Annotated in this window: 16 protein-coding genes; 13 read left to right on the top strand and 3 right to left on the bottom strand. The window is 63.2% G+C overall.

The genetic code is table 11. The features are described 5' to 3' along the window. Positions 1-144: 144 nt before the first annotated feature. The 7 genes from VGO04_RS00970 (at position 145) to VGO04_RS00940 (ending at position 7,333) form a co-directional block, all read left to right on the top strand. On the top strand, positions 145-366 hold the full coding sequence (locus tag VGO04_RS00970; RefSeq protein ID WP_034801069.1) for a DUF2007 domain-containing protein: 222 nt from the start codon (positions 145-147) through the stop codon (positions 364-366). 11 nt (positions 367-377) lie between these two features. Continuing rightward, entirely contained in the window at positions 378-1,151 is a 774-nt protein-coding gene (locus tag VGO04_RS00965; RefSeq protein ID WP_327494091.1) for a tRNA1(Val) (adenine(37)-N6)-methyltransferase, read from the top strand. 150 nt (positions 1,152-1,301) lie between these two features. After that, on the top strand, positions 1,302-2,168 hold the full coding sequence (locus VGO04_RS00960) for a S49 family peptidase (RefSeq protein ID WP_327494087.1): 867 nt from the start codon (positions 1,302-1,304) through the stop codon (positions 2,166-2,168). A gap of 97 nt (positions 2,169-2,265) precedes the next feature. Continuing rightward, complete coding sequence (locus VGO04_RS00955) at positions 2,266-2,457, top strand: hypothetical protein (RefSeq protein ID WP_327494086.1); 192 nt, start codon at positions 2,266-2,268, stop codon at positions 2,455-2,457. 372 nt (positions 2,458-2,829) lie between these two features. Then, entirely contained in the window at positions 2,830-5,706 is a 2,877-nt protein-coding gene (locus VGO04_RS00950) for a hypothetical protein (RefSeq protein ID WP_327494085.1), read from the top strand. A gap of 134 nt (positions 5,707-5,840) precedes the next feature. After that, positions 5,841-6,776 carry a glycine--tRNA ligase subunit alpha gene (locus VGO04_RS00945; protein ID WP_414650494.1) on the top strand — a complete coding sequence of 312 codons (936 nt, stop codon included), beginning with the start codon at positions 5,841-5,843 and terminating at the stop codon, positions 6,774-6,776. Next, positions 6,773-7,333, top strand: coding sequence for an AAA family ATPase (locus VGO04_RS00940; RefSeq protein WP_327494083.1), 561 nt, complete (start codon positions 6,773-6,775; stop codon positions 7,331-7,333). Before VGO04_RS00945 ends, VGO04_RS00940 begins: the two co-directional genes overlap by 4 nt. Here the strand turns inward: VGO04_RS00940 and VGO04_RS00935 are convergent. Continuing rightward, a complete protein-coding gene (locus tag VGO04_RS00935) occupies positions 7,326-7,523 on the bottom strand; it encodes a hypothetical protein (protein ID WP_327494082.1) in 198 nt (65 codons plus the stop codon). The two genes, VGO04_RS00940 and VGO04_RS00935, sit on opposite strands and share 8 nt — an antisense overlap. A gap of 249 nt (positions 7,524-7,772) precedes the next feature. Between VGO04_RS00935 and VGO04_RS00930 the strand changes: the two genes are divergently transcribed. The 6 genes from VGO04_RS00930 (at position 7,773) to VGO04_RS00905 (ending at position 15,003) form a co-directional block, all read left to right on the top strand. Further along, positions 7,773-8,321, top strand: coding sequence for a LemA family protein (locus tag VGO04_RS00930; RefSeq protein ID WP_327494081.1), 549 nt, complete (start codon positions 7,773-7,775; stop codon positions 8,319-8,321). Positions 8,322-8,407: 86 nt separating this feature from the next. Further along, on the top strand, positions 8,408-9,679 hold the full coding sequence (locus tag VGO04_RS00925; protein ID WP_327494080.1) for a 3-phosphoshikimate 1-carboxyvinyltransferase: 1,272 nt from the start codon (positions 8,408-8,410) through the stop codon (positions 9,677-9,679). Positions 9,680-9,727: 48 nt separating this feature from the next. After that, positions 9,728-11,668, top strand: coding sequence for a DUF2207 domain-containing protein (locus VGO04_RS00920; protein WP_327494079.1), 1,941 nt, complete (start codon positions 9,728-9,730; stop codon positions 11,666-11,668). 110 nt (positions 11,669-11,778) lie between these two features. Next, complete coding sequence (gene glyS, locus VGO04_RS00915) at positions 11,779-13,944, top strand: glycine--tRNA ligase subunit beta (protein ID WP_327494078.1); 2,166 nt, start codon at positions 11,779-11,781, stop codon at positions 13,942-13,944. Positions 13,945-14,056: 112 nt separating this feature from the next. Next, positions 14,057-14,437 carry a cupin domain-containing protein gene (locus VGO04_RS00910; RefSeq protein WP_327494077.1) on the top strand — a complete coding sequence of 127 codons (381 nt, stop codon included), beginning with the start codon at positions 14,057-14,059 and terminating at the stop codon, positions 14,435-14,437. A gap of 65 nt (positions 14,438-14,502) precedes the next feature. Further along, the gene (locus VGO04_RS00905; protein ID WP_327494076.1) at positions 14,503-15,003 is read left to right on the top strand and encodes a DUF523 domain-containing protein; all 501 of its coding nucleotides are present in this window, start codon (positions 14,503-14,505) and stop codon (positions 15,001-15,003) included. Between the two features lie 119 nt (positions 15,004-15,122). On the opposite strand, the gene VGO04_RS00900 is transcribed toward VGO04_RS00905, so the two are convergent. Both VGO04_RS00900 and purD read right to left on the bottom strand, forming a co-directional pair. After that, positions 15,123-15,644 (bottom strand): plant virulence effector HPE1-like domain-containing protein, encoded by a 522-nt coding sequence (locus VGO04_RS00900; RefSeq protein ID WP_327494075.1) that lies wholly within the window; start codon positions 15,642-15,644, stop codon positions 15,123-15,125. 209 nt (positions 15,645-15,853) lie between these two features. After that, positions 15,854-17,125 (bottom strand): phosphoribosylamine--glycine ligase, encoded by a 1,272-nt coding sequence (purD, locus tag VGO04_RS00895; RefSeq protein WP_327494074.1) that lies wholly within the window; start codon positions 17,123-17,125, stop codon positions 15,854-15,856. Between the last annotated feature and the right edge of the window lie 50 nt (positions 17,126-17,175).

Raw genomic sequence — 17,175 nt, 5'->3', positions numbered from 1 at the left:
TGTTTTTGCTGTCTTCCAGCGGTATCACTACGCCCACACCGGGACTCCTGTTTTCATTGTCGCTTTCGACAATAGGAAGGGGTGTCCCGTGCGGCAAGAGGCGAATTGTCCCGCTTGCTGAAATAGGACAGGAAAAACCGCCGGATGAAGGAACTGATCCGTACCAACGATGCTGTCGTGCTCTCCTTTGCCGAGAGCCTGATGAAGGACGCCGGCATCGCAAGCCTGATCGCCGACCAGGGGATGAGCATTCTCGAAGGCTCGCTCGGCCTCTTGCCCCGCCGTTTTCTGGTCGCGGAAGAAGATGCCGACGCGGCGCGCCGGATCCTCATCGACGCCGGGCTAGAGGCGGAGTTGCGGCCTTGAGCTCTGCCCCCATGACGACTGCCGCGACCGAAACCATCGACGCCTTTCATCGCGGCAGGTTCCATGTGGTGCAGCCGCTTGGGCAGGGTCACCGTTCCGGCATGGACGCGATGCTGCTGGCGTCCCTTGTCTTTGCGGATCGCGCCTGTCGCGTCGCCGACCTCGGCGCCGGTGCGGGTGCCGCCGGCATGGCAGTCGCCTCCCGCATCGAGGGCGCCGAGGTGGTGCTTGTCGAGCGCTCACCGGTCATGGCCGAGTTCGCCCGTCGCAGTCTCGCGCTTGCCGAAAACGCCCGTTTCGCGTCGCGGGTCTCCGTGTTGGAGGCCGACGTTTCACTTGCCGGCAAGGCCCGTGTCGCAGCCGGTCTTGCGGACGACAGTTTCGATCACGTGATCATGAACCCGCCCTTCAACGACGCGTCCGACCGCAAGACGCCCGATAGCCTCAAGGCCGAGGCGCATGCGATGAGCGACGGGTTGTTCGAGGTCTGGGTAAAAACGGCCGGTGCAATCATGAAGCCGGGCGGGCAACTGTCGCTGATCGCTCGCCCCGAATCGATCGCCGAGATTGTCGCTGCCTGCGGCCGCCGCTTCGGCGGTATCGAAGTCACGGCGCTTCACCCGCGGGTCGGCGAAAACGCCGTACGCATCCTGGTGACCGCCATCAAGCAGAGCCGCAAGCGGCTGGTCCTGCGCGCGCCGCTCGTCATGCACGAGGAGGGGCATCGCTTCGCCGATCACGTCGACGATCTCAACAACGGTCGCGCCGCCTACCGTCGGTGCTGATTTACCGTATGTGGCATTGTGTTTGCCGCGCCAGTGCATACATGGCATGGACGGGCGATGGCCACTTGGTCATCGGAGCGGGCTGAGGAATACTGCGTGCGGTTTTCCGCGCCCATCCAAGTCATGGTGATCAAGCAGGCAGGAGTTGAAATGAAGGCGTTCCTGAGACGGGTTTTGCCCAAGCGTTTTCGCAAGGAAGGCGTGACGATCCCGGTCGTTCGGCTTCACGGCGCGATCATGGCTGGCGGCGGGCAGTTTCGGCCGGCCCTCAATCTCGCGACGGCGGCACCGCTGCTTGAAAAGGCCTTCGCGGTGAAGGAGGCGCCCGCAGTCGCCATTTCCATCAATTCGCCTGGCGGCTCCCCGGTGCAGTCCCGCCTGATCTATCAGCGCATCCGCGATCTCGCTCAGGAGAAGAAGAAGCGGGTTCTGATTTTCGTCGAGGACGTCGCTGCCTCCGGCGGTTACATGATTGCCCTTGCCGGTGACGAAATCATTGCCGATCCGACCTCAATCGTCGGCTCGATCGGCGTCGTTTCCGGCGGCTTCGGTTTCCCGGAACTGCTGAAAAAGATCGGTGTCGAGCGCCGCGTTTATACCGCGGGCGAGAACAAGGTGATGCTCGATCCGTTCCAGCCGGAAAAGGAAGGCGACATCGCATTCCTGAAGGACTTGCAGCTCGATATCCATGATACCTTCATCCAGATGGTGAAGGCGCGGCGCGGACAGATGCTCGCCGACGATCCGGGTATATTCTCCGGTCTCTTCTGGACCGGTCGGCGCGGGTTGGAGCTGGGCCTCATCGACGGTCTCGGCGACCTGCGCGGTGAAGTGAAGAAGCGCTACGGTGACAAGGCGCGGCTCGAACTCATCCAGCCGGTGCGAAGCCTCTTTGGCCGCCGGCAGGCCGGTACAGCCGTCGCCGGCGCCATTGCCGCACCCCTGGCGGCGTCGGCAGCGGCGGGACTTGCCGAAGCAATCGAGGAGAGGGCATTGTGGGCGCGGTTCGGGCTTTGAGCCCCGAGTATTTTCAGCGAAAGTGCACGGCGCTCGCGTCCGCAATTGAGCAGAGCAATAAGACAGAGCGTCTCGCCCGCGCGCGCTTGGAGGAAAAATGCCGCAGCTTATCCTGCTCCTGATCGCAGGTTTCATCTTCTGGATCGGCTATCGCAAGTTCGTGGCAGATGCCCAACGGCTGACGCGGCAGCGCGAACAGGCGCGCCGTCAAGAGCAGACCGGTGCGCAAGGGACGCTGGTTCAGGATCCGGAGACAGGTGAATACCGGCTGAAGCGGGACGACGAATAGCTGCGGAACCTTGAGGGCTCGCCCTCGCTTAGGCCAAGCCCGACGTGGGCGTTCGAGATCTAGCCTGCCGTGCGGCCTGTGCCAAAGTGCAGGAAGGTGCGCTGCAATGGCAGAAACCCAACTTCGATGATACAGTCGGCGAATTGTAGCCAATCGCGCTGTCGGCAATTGCTGTCAGCGGATGAAGGGGTAGCCCGATGCCTCGGGCTCGGCATGCGACTGGTTTAAGCACACGAAGAGAGCATAGCGTATCGCGTCCGGAGACCTGCGGTGATTGCGGCCGTGGTCCTCGGATCACCTGCAATTGTTGGGTCGCGCGGCATTGCCACGCCTGGTGCCCTGTCGGCGCCGGCCCACTTTACGAGGGTCGCCGTGATGATCATCGAGCTGCAGATCGACAGCAAGACACTGATTGCCAGCTTTCGTGAACAGATGCGGCAAAAACTGGCCTGCCAGTTGTTCGAATTCTCCTTTCTCAACACGCTCTGGCGAGTGACCGGATACGAGCTCGGCGACACAAAACTTCGTCGCTCCCAGAAGTCAGACGGCAACGCGTGCATCCATGTCGGCGCGCCGAACGTCGTCACTCCCATGGCGATCAGGCCAATCCGTCTCACGCAGCACCTGATCGTCAACACGTGCGGAACGAACGAGCTCGTTGCCGCCAACGGCAAGCTCGGCCCGATCGTGCCGCTGCACATGGATCTGGTCTTCATCCTCGAGACCGACTGTTGCGGATCGATGCGGCAGATTTGCTTTCGTTATGCCGGTCTGGACCCCAGCTTGCCCGACATTGAAGCGGCCATCGGAAACCGCATTCCGACCGTCTGCGTGGATCTGCCGATCGATGGTGTGCTCGCCCAGGTGCTGCCCGGGGGGCTGCCATTGATCAACTCCCATCTCACGCTGGGTTCTCGCGACGAGCTGGTCGTCATCCGGATGGAGTTCTGGCAGCCGTCCTGGGGGACCGAAACAGGCGATCCGGCGCGGGTTTTTTCCTATTGGACCCGTTTTTATGCCGGTATCGTCTCGGACCATCTTCTGCCGGCCGAACACTGGAGCGTTTTCGTCGATCAGCATGTGATCGTCCATCAGGTCCAGACCCTGATCCGCGAGAGCTTTGTCGGGTCCACCAAGACGCGGCTTCATTCAGGGCCGTCCGGCACCTGGATCAATAATGGCGGCATTGGCCGTGTCAGCGTGTCGTTCAATGCCGATTCCATCGACGCCTGCCGCTGCTTCACCAAGGAAATCGACGTCAACGCCGACATCACGCTGGACGTGGACACGACCGTCAAGGTGCCCAACACGCTGCACCAGGACGTGTGGGTGGATGTGTCGCCCGACTTTTGGGACGCGACCTGCTGCATCGCGACGGCAGCGCTTTTCTGGCCGATCGTTGGTGCCGAGCAATTCACCAAGCAGAACGTCAACCAGGGGGAATATCTTGCCGGTTTCTTGCCCTTCGTTGCGTTTATCGGCGCCTTGGCGCAGGTGCTCGACGCCTCCTCGAAACCCGATCCACCGACCGGTTTCAGCAAGGACGACGAGGACGGAGAGCACCTTTTCCGCGACCAGATCATCGATCTCGGCACCAATCCGACGTTCGGAACCATGACGCTCACCACGGCGCGCGCAGTTGATGACGAGCAGATCACCGGGATACGCGGCTTGCTCACCGCCGGGACCCTTGCCATCGCCGCGCGTCGCTATCCGACCCTGGCGGACATTGGCGTGTCGGAGATGAGCTGGGGTGGAGGCGGCCGATGCTCGCGTGTCCTTTCGGCGCGCGCGCTCTTTCACCTTGAGGCGACGCTGCCCGGCGAGCAGGTTTTCCTGGAGCTGTGCGGCTTCGACATCATCGACGATCCCACCAACAGTTTCCGCAACGCCGTCACATACGAACGTGACAGCGGCAATCGCCATTGGCTGAACATCGTCGTGCCCATCTGGAATTTCAGCAAGGACTATTGGAACGCTCCCTATCCGTGCCGGATTGTCGTGCGCACGAACGGCGGCATCCGCATCGTCAGCGTCGCTCCGCCACCTGTGTTGAGCGCCGAGGAGGCGGAGAGGCTCGGCCGCGAAGTCCAGTTTCGGTTCGTCAACGAGTGCTATCTGCCAAAATATCGGATCTTCGAGGAGCTGGAATGGCCGATCAATCCGGTCCTCGAAACGCCCGGCATCTACCTGTGGCAGATCGTGGTGCGTGGCTTGCCCGCGGGCGAAAGCCTTGGCATAGCCGGCACACGCAATGTCGCTCTGGGCACGGCGATGGTCACAGCCGGTCGCGAGGCGCTCGTGTCTCTGATTGCCCCCCACACGGGATCGGGCGCACCGTTGACGTTTCGACGGATGGGCGTCGGGCGACAGGTTCAGACCCTTGCCGGCGACGGGCCGGCGGTGTCCGTTCGCTCCGAAACGCCCGCGGATCAAACGGCCACGCCGACGCTCCGGATCCGCTCGGATCGCGAAGTCATCATCCGCCAGACGCGGCTGCTTCCGGGCGCGCAGATCGGGCTGCCGGGCGCCTGCCGTCAGCTGGGCAAGCAGATGCTGAGGGGCAAGCCGCTCCTCCTTGCCGTCACGGCCGGCATGATCCAGGCGTTCGACGTCAGGGATCCTCGAAGGCCAACGGCCGCATGGGCGGTGGCTGCGGCAGGAGTTCGCGGTGTCATCCCGTTTTTCGGCCAATTGTTCGCCTGGACCGATGACGGCGTCCTCCCGCTGCGCGAGCTTCAGGCCGAGGCGCCGAGCGGATTTAGACGATGCGAGCGACCGCAGATCCTGGGCTGTGCTGTGGCCGGTGGACGGTTCTGGATCCTGCGCGACTGCATGCTCCTTGGCTATGACGAGAAGCGGTGCGAGGTGGCGCGCACGGAAGCGCCGGGCGCCCTTGGACTGGCAGCGGCAGGAGACTGGCTCGTCCTTTCCGATCGGGACGGTGTCACGGTGCTCGATCCCGCCAATCCCGACCCTTCGACAAGTCCCAAGGTGCGGAACGACACATGCGACCTCATGCGGTTGCTACCGGTGCCTGCTCTCGCGCCTCACCCGATGGTGGCGACCCATCGCTCCGATCACACGGCGCTGTTGCGCGTCACCGGCAGTGGCATGGAGGAGATCGCGCGCTATACGTCGACACCCTGGTTCATCGACGCAGTACGGATCGGTCGGGTGCTCGCCTTTCCCTCCGCCGATGGTCACGGCGTCACGCTCTCGGAGGCCGTCGCAACGTCGAGCCACTAGGCTCACCATTTGCAGCCGTGCTTGCTGGCGTCGAGGCGACGTAGCGCTTGACCCCTGTCATCAGGCATGGCACCTGTCCGGCACATTTTTCTGCAAGAAATCCGGACGCGACCATGACCACTCTGCCCGATCATATGAACCCGAAGCGCTCGTTTCAGGCTCTGATCCTGACACTGCACAATTACTGGGCCGACAAGGGTTGTGCGGTGCTGCAGCCCTACGACATGGAAGTGGGCGCCGGAACCTTCCATCCGGCAACGACGCTTCGCGCGCTGGGGCCGCGTCCGTGGCGCGCGGCCTACGTCCAGCCCTCGCGCCGTCCGACCGACGGTCGCTATGGTGAAAACCCCAACCGCCTGCAGCACTATTACCAGTACCAGGTGCTCCTGAAGCCGAACCCGTCCAACCTGCAGGAGCTCTATCTCGGCTCGCTGGAAGCAATCGGCCTCGACCCGCTGCTGCACGACATCCGCTTCGTCGAGGACGACTGGGAAAGCCCGACGCTCGGCGCCTGGGGCCTTGGCTGGGAGTGCTGGTGCGACGGCATGGAAGTGTCGCAGTTCACTTACTTTCAGCAGGTCTGCGGCATCGAATGCTCGCCAGTTGCCGGCGAACTGACCTACGGCCTCGAGCGCCTCGCCATGTATGTCCAGGGCGTCGACAACGTCTACGATCTGAACTTCAACGGCCGCGAAGGCGACGAGAAGATCAGCTACGGCGATGTCTTCCTGCAGGCCGAGCAGGAGTATTCGCGCTACAATTTCGAATATGCCAACACGGCCATTCTGCATCAGCATTTCATCGATGCCGAGGCCGAGTGCCAGGCACTGCTCGCCGCCGGCGCACCGGGCGACAACAGCAACAACCACCTGCACAAGTGTGTCTTTCCGGCCTACGACCAGTGCATCAAGGCGAGCCACGTCTTCAACCTGCTCGACGCGCGCGGCGTGATTTCGGTCACCGAGCGCCAGAGCTACATCCTGCGCGTGCGCACGCTGGCAAAGGCCTGCGGCGAAGCCTTCCTCCTGACCGATGCGGGCGGCGCGAACCTCAACCGGGATGCCGCTTGACCCCTGAGCCAACGAGCCTTGTCGTCCACATCAACGGCTGGCCGGGCTCAGGCAAGCTGACGATCGCGCGCCATCTGGCCGAAAGCCTTGGCGCGCGACTGGCGGACAATCACACGCTGATCAATCCGGCCGAGGCGCTGTTTGCGCGCGGTGACCCGCTCTATCGCTCTTTGCGAGCCGCTGTGCGCAAGAGCGTTTTCGAGCATTTGGCGCAGGCCGCGTCGGAGCAGTCGTTCATCTTCACCGATGCGCTCTCTGACGATGCCTTCGATGCGTGTGCCTTCGAGGACTGTTCAGCACTCGCGCGGCAGCGTGGCGCCCGTTTCGTCGCGGTCGTCATCGATTGTGACGTCGAGGAAAATCTCAAGCGGCTGACGCGCGCCGGCCGCGCCAAGCAGCACAAGCTCACCGATCCACAGGTGCTTCTGGGCTTGCGGAACGTGCACAGACTGTTGCGGGGCAAGAGCGATCTGCTGATTGAGATCGATGTGACGGCGCTCGGTGCGGACGAAGCGGCGGCAGCAATTGCTGCGCGGATCACTGAACCGGTCAGATGATCCGTGTCGCTCCGACGTCGTTCTTGCAATAGGGCTTCATTGTGGGGTAGGCGCCGGTGTAGACCTGACCGGAGTATGTCTGCAGAGCGCGGCGAACACCGTTCGGCCGTTCCGGAGAGTGGGCGCTCGCATAGGCAACGAAGAGCGCCGTAAAGGCGATCACGTTGATGAGGGTTGCGAGCGTTTTCATGGTCTTCACTTCTGTCCTGTGTTGTTCGATAGGTTGACTATCGCTGATTGTTCGTCAGGCCGCCGTTACCATTGGAACAGGATCCGCCATGTCATGGCGTCGAGGCGTATCGCGGCGGGAAACACTGTGTTCACCGGGGCGAATGGCCGTTGGGGGAGGAGTGCGTTTCTCTGGGCAAATGCTGCAGAAAGCGCTTTGAAGCTGAGAAGCGAATGCTAATCTCTGCGCGAGTTTTTTGGAGGGTACCCTATGATCGGTCTGGCAATCGGCGTCGTCGTTATCCTGTATCTGGTCTTCGTCTATAACGGCCTGGTCAAGGCGCGGCAGGTCGCCGAGGAAGCCTGGTCAGGCATCGACGTGCAGCTCAAGCGCCGTGCCGATCTCATTCCCAATCTGATCGAGACCGTGAAGGGCTATGCCGCGCACGAGAAGTCGACGCTCGAAGACGTGATCGCCATGCGCAACCGCGCGCAGGCAGTGCCGGCGGGTGATGTCGAGGGCAGGGCGCAAGCCGAAGGAGCCCTGTCCCAGGCGCTCGGCAAACTGTTTGCGCTGGCCGAAGCCTATCCGGACCTCAAGGCCAACGAGAATTTCGCCGAGCTGCAGCGCTCGCTGGAGACGATCGAAGGCGAGATCCAGATGTCGCGCCGCTACTACAACGGTGCTGCCCGCGATCTCAACGTCAAGGTCGAGAGTTTCCCTTCGAACCTGATTGCCAACGCCTTCCGTTTCGTCAAGGCCGGCTATTTCGAGATCACCAACGAAGCCGATCGCGCCGTTCCGCAGGTCAAGTTCTGATCACCCGGTACCGCGATTTCTGTCGCGCCGAACATTCCGGCCGCGGGCTCCCGCCGCGGCTCTATTCGCATCAAGAGACCCATTCGATGACCACCGATAGCATGAAGAAGCTGACCATCCTGCCGACCGACCACCCGCTGACCGGCCATGTGCGCCCGCCGGGCTCGAAGTCGATCACCAACCGTGCGCTCCTGCTGGCCGGCCTCGCAAAAGGCACGAGCCGGCTGACGGGCGCACTGAAGAGCGACGACACCCGCTACATGGCGGAAGCCTTGCGTGCGATGGGCGTCGAGGTCAGCGAGCCGGACGATACGACCTTCGTCGTCACTGGCACCGGAAAGCTGTTGCCCCCGACAGCCCCCTTGTTCCTTGGCAACGCCGGAACGGCGACCCGCTTCCTGACGGCCGCCGCCGCCCTTGTCGATGGCACGGTCGTCGTCGATGGCGATCAGCACATGCGCAAGCGGCCGATAAAGCCGCTCGTCGAAGCGCTCGGCGCGCTCGGCGTCGAGGTCACCGCTGAAACCGGCTGCCCGCCGGTCACTGTCAAGGGCACGGGTGGTTTCCCGGTCGGCCGTGTCGTCATCGACGCCGGTCTCTCCAGCCAATACGTCTCGGCGCTCTTGATGGCAGCACCCGGCGCCAAGGGGCCGGTCAGCATCGAGCTTGCCGGCGACGAGATCGGCGCCCGCGGTTACATCGACCTGACGGTTGCAGCCATGCGCGCCTTCGGCGCCGAAGTCGAGCAGGTAAGCCCGTCCGTCTGGCAGGTTGCCCCGACCGGCTACAAGGCTGCCGACTACATTATCGAGCCCGACGCGTCGGCGGCAACCTATCTCTGGGCAGCGGAAGTCCTGACCGGCGGCGCCATCGATCTTGGCGTCCCCGCGACGGCCTTCTCGCAGCCGGACGCGCGCGCCCATGCGGTGATCGCAAGCTTCCCGAACCTGCCTGCCGTCATCGACGGTTCGCAGATGCAGGACGCGATCCCGACGATCGCCGTGCTCGCCGCCTTCAACAACACGCCGGTTCGCTTCGTCGGTCTTGCAAACCTTCGGGTCAAGGAATGCGACCGCGTGCGCGCACTGTCGCTGGGCCTGACGGCGATCCGGCCGGGCTTGGCGCATGAGGAGGGCGACGATCTGATCGTCTCCTCCGATCCGGGCCTTGCCGGCCAGACCCTGCCGGCATCGATCGACACCTTCGCCGATCATCGCATCGCCATGAGCTTTGCGCTCGCGGGCCTCAAGATCCACGGCATCGCCATCGAGGATCCCGGCTGCGTCGCCAAGACCTACCCGGCCTATTGGGATGCGCTCGCCTCGCTCGGGGTCGAATTCACCGGCGACCGGCCGTAACGCCCGGCGCTGTGCCTTGAAAGTCAACGACAGGAAAGCTTGATCCGCATGGCCCGTCTCGCTGCCGCATTCGCCGTTCTGGTTCTTTTGCTGGCAACGGCGGGCATCGGGCGGGCGGAGGAGGTCTTCTCCGCCTATCGCTCCGTCATCGACGTCGCCAAGGACGGCACGATGACGGTGACGGAGACGATCACGGCGACGGTCGAGGGAAACAAGATCCGTCGCGGCATCTATCGCGATCTACCGCTGACCTTTACCGACGCGAAGGGCAAGCGCAGCAAGGTCGACTTCAAGCTGCTTTCGGTCGAACGCGACGGTGAAGAAGAGCCTTATCGCACCGAGACGATCAGCGGCGGGGTCCGCATTTATACCGGTTCGTCCGAGGTCTTTCTCGATCCGGGCGAACACACCTTCCAGTTCACCTACGAAACGGGCCGCCAGATCCGCTTCTTCGACGATCACGACGAACTCTACTGGAACGTCACCGGCACCGAATGGGATTTCCCGATCGACGAGGCAAGTGCCACGGTGACGTTGCCCGAGGGCGTCAGGGCGGAGGCGCTCGACTATTTCACCGGCAGCTACGGCGCGACCGGCAAGGATGCCCGCGCGTCACGTGACGGCAGGGAGATCTTCTTTGCCACCATCCGCCGGCTTGACCCGCGCGAAGGCCTGACCATCGCCATCAAGATGCCGAAAGGCAGCATCGATCAACCGTCCTCCAGCCAGGAGAACGCCTGGTGGCTGCGCGACCACCTGGCGCTCGTCATTGCGGCAGCCGGACTTGCCGTCGTTCTTCTCTACTACAGTCAGGCCTGGCTACGCGTCGGGCGCGACCCGGACCGCGGCGTCATGGTGCCGCGCTGGGATCCGCCCGAGGGCATATCGCCGGCGCTCGTCAACTACATCGACAACAAGGGCTTTTCGGGCGAAGGCTGGACCGCGCTGTCGGCAGCAGCCCTCAATCTGGCGGTCAAGGGCCACGTGGTGCTCGAAGACCTGAAGAACGCCATCGTGATTGCCGCGACCGGCAACGGGAGCGGTGAAAAGCTGCCGACCGGCGAAGCGGCCGTCATGAAGGCGGTCAACGCCGCTGGCGGCAAGCTCACGATCGACCGCGCCCATGGCACCCGGGTGCAGGCGACCGGCGCTGATTTCCGCAACGCCATGGAGCGCGAGCATCGCGGCAAGTACTACCACGCCAACAGCGGCTACATCGTCGCCGGCGTCATTCTGTCGGTGCTGGCAATCGCCGCGGTGTTCATCTTCGGCGATCTGAGCGAGGACAGCCTGCCGCTGGTGATCGTTCCCGTTGTCATCGCCTTCTTCGTCTCGATCCTCGCCGTCTCCTTCGGCAAGTCGCTACGCCGCGAGAAGAGCCTGATGAGCCGGATCATGTCGATCGTGGTGATCGCCTTCATCGGCTTCGTCGCCTTCACGGTCTTCTCGGCGGTTCTTGCCGCCGTCTTCTATTCGGCCGCCGAAACGGACGAACTGCCGCTCTTGTTTGTCATCGGCGCGATCGTGCTCGCCAACGTGCTGTTCTTCTTCCTGATGGGGGCGCCGACGCCGCTCGGAACTCGGATGATGGACGGTATCGACGGTCTCCGGCAGTATATGACGCTCGCTGAAAAAGACCGGATGAACATGCAGGGCGCGCCCGAAATGTCGCCTCGCCATTTCGAGACCTTGCTCCCCTATGCCGTGGCGCTTGGCGTCGAAAAGCCCTGGACCGCGACCTTCGACCGCTGGCTGCTTGCTGCGGCTGCCGGAGCGGCGGCCGCAGCCGCCTATCAGCCCGGCTGGTACCACGGCGACGGCTTTGGCTCGAGCACCTTCGGCGACCGCATCGGCGGCTTTGCCGGTTCCATGGCCGATACCATGACCTCGTCCTTGCCGCCTCCGCCCAAGTCGTCTTCGTCAGGATTTTCGACTGGTGGTGGCTTCTCCGGTGGCGGTGGCGGCGGCGGCGGTGGTGGCGGCTGGTAAAACCAGCCCCAATGAAGGCATCGCGCCAAATTCATCGCCGGGCTTGGTGACATTTTTGCCAGAGCTTGCTAAGTCCGCCGCAACCGTCTGGAACAGAAAAAGTCACTCCCATGCCCGATCTTCTTATCGAACTCCGCTCCGAGGAAATTCCCGCCCGTCTGCAGCGCAAGGCGGCCGGCGACCTCAAGAAGCTGCTGACCGATGCATTGGTCGAGGCGGGCCTGACCTATGAAGGGGCGCGCGAATACTGGACGCCGCGTCGCCTGACGCTCGATATCCGTGGCCTCAACGCCCGCTCGGCGGACATCCGCGAAGAGCGCAAAGGACCGCGCACCGACGCCAACGAGAAGGCAATCGAAGGCTTCCTGCGCGGCGCCGGCCTTTCCTCGATCAGCGAGGCGCATGTCCACAGCGATCCGAAGAAGGGTGACTTCTACGTCGCCCACATCGTCAAGCCGGGCCGTGCGGCTGAAGAGATCGTCGCCGAGGCAATGCCGGCCATCATCCGCAATTTCCCCTGGCCGAAGCCGATGCGCTCCGGCGTTGCTTCCGCAAAGCCTGGTGCGCTTCGCTGGGTTCGCCCGCTGCAATCGATCGTCTGCACCTTCGGTTCGGAAACCGAGGAGACCAAGGTTATCCCGTTCGAAGTCGATGGCATCGTTGCCTCGAACGTCACCTACGGCCACCGCTTCCATGCACCTGAAGCGATCACAGTCCGGCGCTTTGCCGACTACGCAGAGAAGCTGGAAAAGGCGAAGGTCGTTCTCGACGGCGAGCGCCGCAAGGAAATGATCCTTGCCGATGCGCGCAACGTCGCATTCGCCAACGGCCTGGAACTGGTCGAAGACGAGGGCCTGCTCGAGGAGGTCTCCGGCCTCGTCGAATGGCCGCAGGTGCTGATGGGCAGCTTCGAGGAAGCCTATCTCGAAATCCCCTCGGAAATCATCCGCCTGACGATCAAGACCAATCAAAAGTGCTTCGTCACCCGCGCGCCGGGTGCAGACACGCTTTCCAACAACTTCATCCTCGTCTCCAACATCGAGGCGAAGGACGGTGGCAAGGAAATCGTGCACGGCAACGGCAAGGTCGTGCGAGCCCGCCTTTCGGACGCCGCCCATTTCTGGCACCGCGACCAGGGCAACCTGCCGGACCTCGAAACGCTGGAAGCGTCAGCCAAGAAGTTCGATCTCGATCTGAAGAAGCCGCTCGACCAGCGCATGGCCAAGCTCGATGCGCTGAACGTCACCTTCCATGCCAAGCTCGGCACGCAGGGCGATCGTGTCGCCCGCATCCGGGCGCTGGCCGCCGAACTTGCCAAGGTCACGGGCGCCGACGCCAAGCTCGTCGACCGTTCCGTGGTGCTGGCAAAGGCGGACCTTCGTACCGAAGCCGTTGGCGAGTTCCCCGAGCTTCAGGGCATCATGGGCCACAAGTACGCTCTGCTTCAGGGCGAGCAGCAGCCGGTCGCCGAAGCGATCGAAGACCATTACAAGCCGCAGGGCCCGTCCGACCGCGTACCGACCGATCCAGTCTCGGTCACCGTCGCGCTTGCCGACAAGCTCGACACGCTCGTCGGCTTCTGGGCGATCGACGAGAAGCCAACCGGGTCGAAGGATCCCTACGCGTTGCGCCGTGCAGCTTTGGGCGTCGTTCGCCTGATCCTGGAAGGCAAGGCGCGCCTGGCACTGCTGCCTGCTTTCGAGACGGCACTTGTCGCCATTCGTGCGCAGAAGCCCGCACTTTCGGCCGATGTTTCGGTTGATCTGCTCTCCTTCTTCCATGACCGTCTCAAGGTCTATCTGCGCGACCTCGGCGCCCGCCACGACCTCATCGACGCGGTCGTAACGGCCGATGCCGACGACCTGCTGATGATCGCTCGACGCGTCGAGGCGCTGACAGCCTTCATCACGGACGAGGAAGGCCGTAACCTGCTCGCCGGCAGCAAGCGCGCCACGCAGATTCTCGCTGCCGAGGAGAAGAAGGGCACGACCGTCGCCGAAGCCGTCGATGCCGGGCTCTTCCGCCTCGATGCCGAAAAGGCGCTGCATGGGGCTGTCGAAGCCGCTTCGGGTGAAGCGCGCGACGCGATTGCCAAGGAAGACTTCCGCTCGGCCATGGAAGCGCTGGCAAAGTTGCGCCAGCCGGTCGACCAGTTCTTCAACGATGTTCTGGTCAATGACGACGATGCCGCGATCCGCGCGAACCGCCTGGCGCTGCTCGGTCTCATTCGCGCGGCCACCGGCACGGTTGCGGACTTCTCCAAGATCACCGGTTAAGGCGGCGCTGCTTCCGTCTAAAAAATGCTGGGGTCCCGCTTGCACAAACGTTCAAGCGGGACGTTGGCCCGTGCCCTATATGCTGTCTCCATCAAGCCGATGGAGACAGCTGATGGACAACGCCACGAAACCCCGCACGCCGATCAATTTCGCCAAGAAGCTCGCGCTCTTCAGCGATCAATGGCAGCCGCGCGTCATCGCCGAACTCAACGACTACCAGTTCAAGATCGTGCGCATCGAGGGCGATTTCATCTGGCACGACCATGAGGATACCGACGAAGCCTTCATCGTCATCGAAGGCACGCTGCGCATCGATTTCCGCGATGGATCCGTCACGCTCGGTCCAGGAGAAATGTACGTGGTGCCGAAGGGCGTCGAGCATAAGCCCTACGCGGAACGTGAGGTGAAGATGCTCCTGATCGAGCCGCGCGGCACGATCAATACCGGGCACGAAGGCGGCGAGCGCACCGCGGAAAACGACCGCTGGATCTGAGGTGCCCTCTTGCCAGCGTCACGATGGCACTTGATGACCGGCGTTGCCTCGGAGTACAGAGGCATATGCCCGCAAAAATCCTTGTCAGCGCCTGTCTCATGGGCCATGCCGTCCGCTATGACGGCCAGTCGAAGCCGCTTCTGCATCCGGCGATTGACCGCTGGCGCGCCGAGGGCCGCCTTGTAACCATCTGTCCCGAGATGTCCGCCGGCATGCCGGTGCCGCGCCCGCCGGCCGAGATTGCCGACGGCGCCGTCGGCAAGGATGTCCTTGCGGGCAGCGCAAAGGTGGTTGAGATCAACGGTCGCGATGTAACCGGGGAGTTTGTCGAGGCCGCCGAGAATGCTCTCCGTCTGGCGAAGGAGACGGGCTGCCGTTTCGCACTCCTGATCGATGGCAGTCCGTCCTGCGGTTCGGGCTTCGTCTATGACGGCAGCTTTTCCGGAACCCGCCATGCGGGCGCAGGCGTTGCCGCTGCCCTTCTCGTCGGCAACGGCATAGAGGTCTATTCGGACAGGCAGATCGAGGCGCTGGTCGCGCGGATCGAAGGTTTGCAGGAGCCCTAAAAAGATTGCGCCCCCGCTTCTCATCAGGGGCGCAATCTCTCGCTGTGCAGCGAAACGCCCGTCAGCCGTTTATGCAGGGGACGGCTGAACGGGGGGCAGGGAACTTTCCCGATAGAAGGTCAGTTTAGCCGAAGTTCGAGGGTGGACGGATCAAAATGCTGTGAGCCCTCTTCAACCACGGGAGCGGCGACCACAGACGCACCGATCGGGCTTACCGCGGCGGTCTTCGCCGTCTCGTCGATCGAAAGCATTTTGGGGCCGTCAGCTTCGGCGTTCTGGACGTTTGCGTTCGTCGCGTCGGCGATCGTCGGCGACGGATCACGCTCGGCGGCAGCCGCCTTGACGACATCTTGCGAAGGCTTGCTGACGAAGACCACCGGCGAGCCACCGAGCCAGGCCTCAGTGCGCACCACCTTCATTTCGCCGTTGATCTTCTTGAGTTCGATCGTCTCGTCACCCGCAGCGATCGTCGGCACCACATAGGTCACCTTCTTTTTCGATTGCAGCGGCGGGCATCCGACGCAGGAGACAGCGGAAACGCTGGCATTGTCGGTCGTACCGGAAGCAATCGCCTCGATCGAGGACGCCTGAGCATGGCCGGCGGCAAGTCCAAGGACGGTGGTGATCAGCAACAGGCGCATCGGTTTTCTCCCGCATTTGTTAGCGCGAGAATATGCACTCTCCCTTACTTTCCCGTCAGGAGAATTGGTAAAAATAGAATGATCCGGCAACTCTAAAGCGCGTCGCGATCTTTCAGATTCGCTCCCCTTCGCTTTAGCTCACGATCTGTCGCGTGTCGTTATCGCGATACCGCTGCCACGCTTTCGCGCGACATGCTCTTGCGAGCCCGTCAGGCTTTCTCGCGCTCGACCGCGCGCCAGCCGATGTCATGCCGATAAAAACCGTTGTCCCAGTAGACGGCCGAAACCGCCGCATAGGCCCTGTCCTTGGCGGCGCTTACGGTTTCGCCGGTCGCGGTAATGTTCAAAACGCGACCGCCCGTTGCAACCAGCGCGCCGTCCTTGATCGCTGTGCCGGCATGAAACACCTTGGTCGTGGCAGAAGCTGCGGGAAGCGCGCTGATCGGCGTGTTCTTGGCGTAGCTTGCTGGATAGCCCTTGGAGGCCATCACCACGGTCAGTGCCGTCTCGTCGCGCCATTCGGCGTTCATGCCTGAAAGCGTGCCGGTTGCCGCCGCATGGAGCAGTGGTAGAAGATCGCTCTTCATCCGCATCATCAGCACCTGGCATTCGGGGTCGCCGAAGCGGACGTTGTATTCGATGAGCTCCGGGCCCTTGGCGGTGATCATCAACCCGGCAAAGAAGACGCCGGAGAAGGGGTGGCCGCTTTCGGCCATGCCTCGCATCGTCGGCTCGATGATCTCCTTCATCGTGCGTTCGACCATCTCTGCCGTCATGACCGGGGCAGGCGAGTAGGCGCCCATGCCGCCGGTGTTCGGCCCGGTGTCGCCGTCGCCGACGCGCTTGTGGTCCTGTGCAGACGCCAGAGCAAGAGCCGTCTTGCCGTCACACAGGCAGAAGAAGCTTGCTTCCTCACCGTCGAGATAGGCCTCGACCACCACTTCGGCGCCGGCAGCACCGAAGGCGCCGGAGAAGCAGTCGTCGATGGCGGCCAGCGCCTCGTCGAGCGTCATCGCGACGGTCACGCCTTTGCCTGCGGCGAGCCCGTCGGCCTTGATGACGATCGGTGCGCCCTGGTCACGCACATAGGTCTTGGCGCTTTCGGCATCGGTGAAGCGGCCGTAGGCACCGGTCGGGATGTCGTAGCGGGCGCAGAGATCCTTGGTGAAGCCCTTGGAGCCCTCAAGCTGGGCAGCGGCGGCCGACGGACCGAAAACGGCGATGCCGGCAGCGCGAAGCACGTCGGCAAGACCGGCAACGAGCGGCCCCTCGGGGCCGACGACGACGAAGTCGATCGCCTCGGCGCGGCAGAAGTCCGCGACGGCCGCATGGTCGTCCGTGTCGAGCGCAACGATATCAGCTTCTTCGGCGATGCCGGGATTGCCCGGCGCGGCATAAAGCCTGGTTAGTTTCGGCGACTGTGCGATCTTCCATGCCAGCGCGTGTTCGCGCCCACCCGAACCGATCAGAAGAACCTTCATTGCAGCCCCCGATATCCCGAAATTGCTGCGCTGCGGTTAGGACGACGCGA

It is taken from the genome of Ensifer sp. (genome assembly GCF_035999185.1).
Lineage (GTDB): Bacteria > Pseudomonadota > Alphaproteobacteria > Rhizobiales > Rhizobiaceae > Ensifer.
The sequence above is the reverse complement of the archived record's forward strand: the minus strand, read 5'-3'. Positions and strand labels throughout refer to the sequence as shown.

Bases quoted from the DNA above. Each gene is read 5' to 3' on its own strand.
- VGO04_RS00970 (WP_034801069.1), top strand. From the start codon at position 145: ATGAAGGAACTGATCCGTACCAACGATGCTGTCGTGCTCTCCTTTGCC.
- VGO04_RS00965 (WP_327494091.1), top strand. From the start codon at position 378: ATGACGACTGCCGCGACCGAAACCATCGACGCCTTTCATCGCGGCAGG.
- VGO04_RS00960 (WP_327494087.1), top strand. From the start codon at position 1,302: ATGAAGGCGTTCCTGAGACGGGTTTTGCCCAAGCGTTTTCGCAAGGAA.
- VGO04_RS00955 (WP_327494086.1), top strand. From the start codon at position 2,266: ATGCCGCAGCTTATCCTGCTCCTGATCGCAGGTTTCATCTTCTGGATC.
- VGO04_RS00945 (WP_414650494.1), top strand. From the start codon at position 5,841: ATGAACCCGAAGCGCTCGTTTCAGGCTCTGATCCTGACACTGCACAAT.
- VGO04_RS00935 (WP_327494082.1), bottom strand. From the start codon at position 7,523: ATGAAAACGCTCGCAACCCTCATCAACGTGATCGCCTTTACGGCGCTC.
- VGO04_RS00930 (WP_327494081.1), top strand. From the start codon at position 7,773: ATGATCGGTCTGGCAATCGGCGTCGTCGTTATCCTGTATCTGGTCTTC.
- VGO04_RS00925 (WP_327494080.1), top strand. From the start codon at position 8,408: ATGACCACCGATAGCATGAAGAAGCTGACCATCCTGCCGACCGACCAC.
- VGO04_RS00920 (WP_327494079.1), top strand. From the start codon at position 9,728: ATGGCCCGTCTCGCTGCCGCATTCGCCGTTCTGGTTCTTTTGCTGGCA.
- glyS (WP_327494078.1), top strand. From the start codon at position 11,779: ATGCCCGATCTTCTTATCGAACTCCGCTCCGAGGAAATTCCCGCCCGT.
- VGO04_RS00910 (WP_327494077.1), top strand. From the start codon at position 14,057: ATGGACAACGCCACGAAACCCCGCACGCCGATCAATTTCGCCAAGAAG.
- VGO04_RS00905 (WP_327494076.1), top strand. From the start codon at position 14,503: ATGCCCGCAAAAATCCTTGTCAGCGCCTGTCTCATGGGCCATGCCGTC.
- VGO04_RS00900 (WP_327494075.1), bottom strand. From the start codon at position 15,644: ATGCGCCTGTTGCTGATCACCACCGTCCTTGGACTTGCCGCCGGCCAT.
- purD (WP_327494074.1), bottom strand. From the start codon at position 17,125: ATGAAGGTTCTTCTGATCGGTTCGGGTGGGCGCGAACACGCGCTGGCA.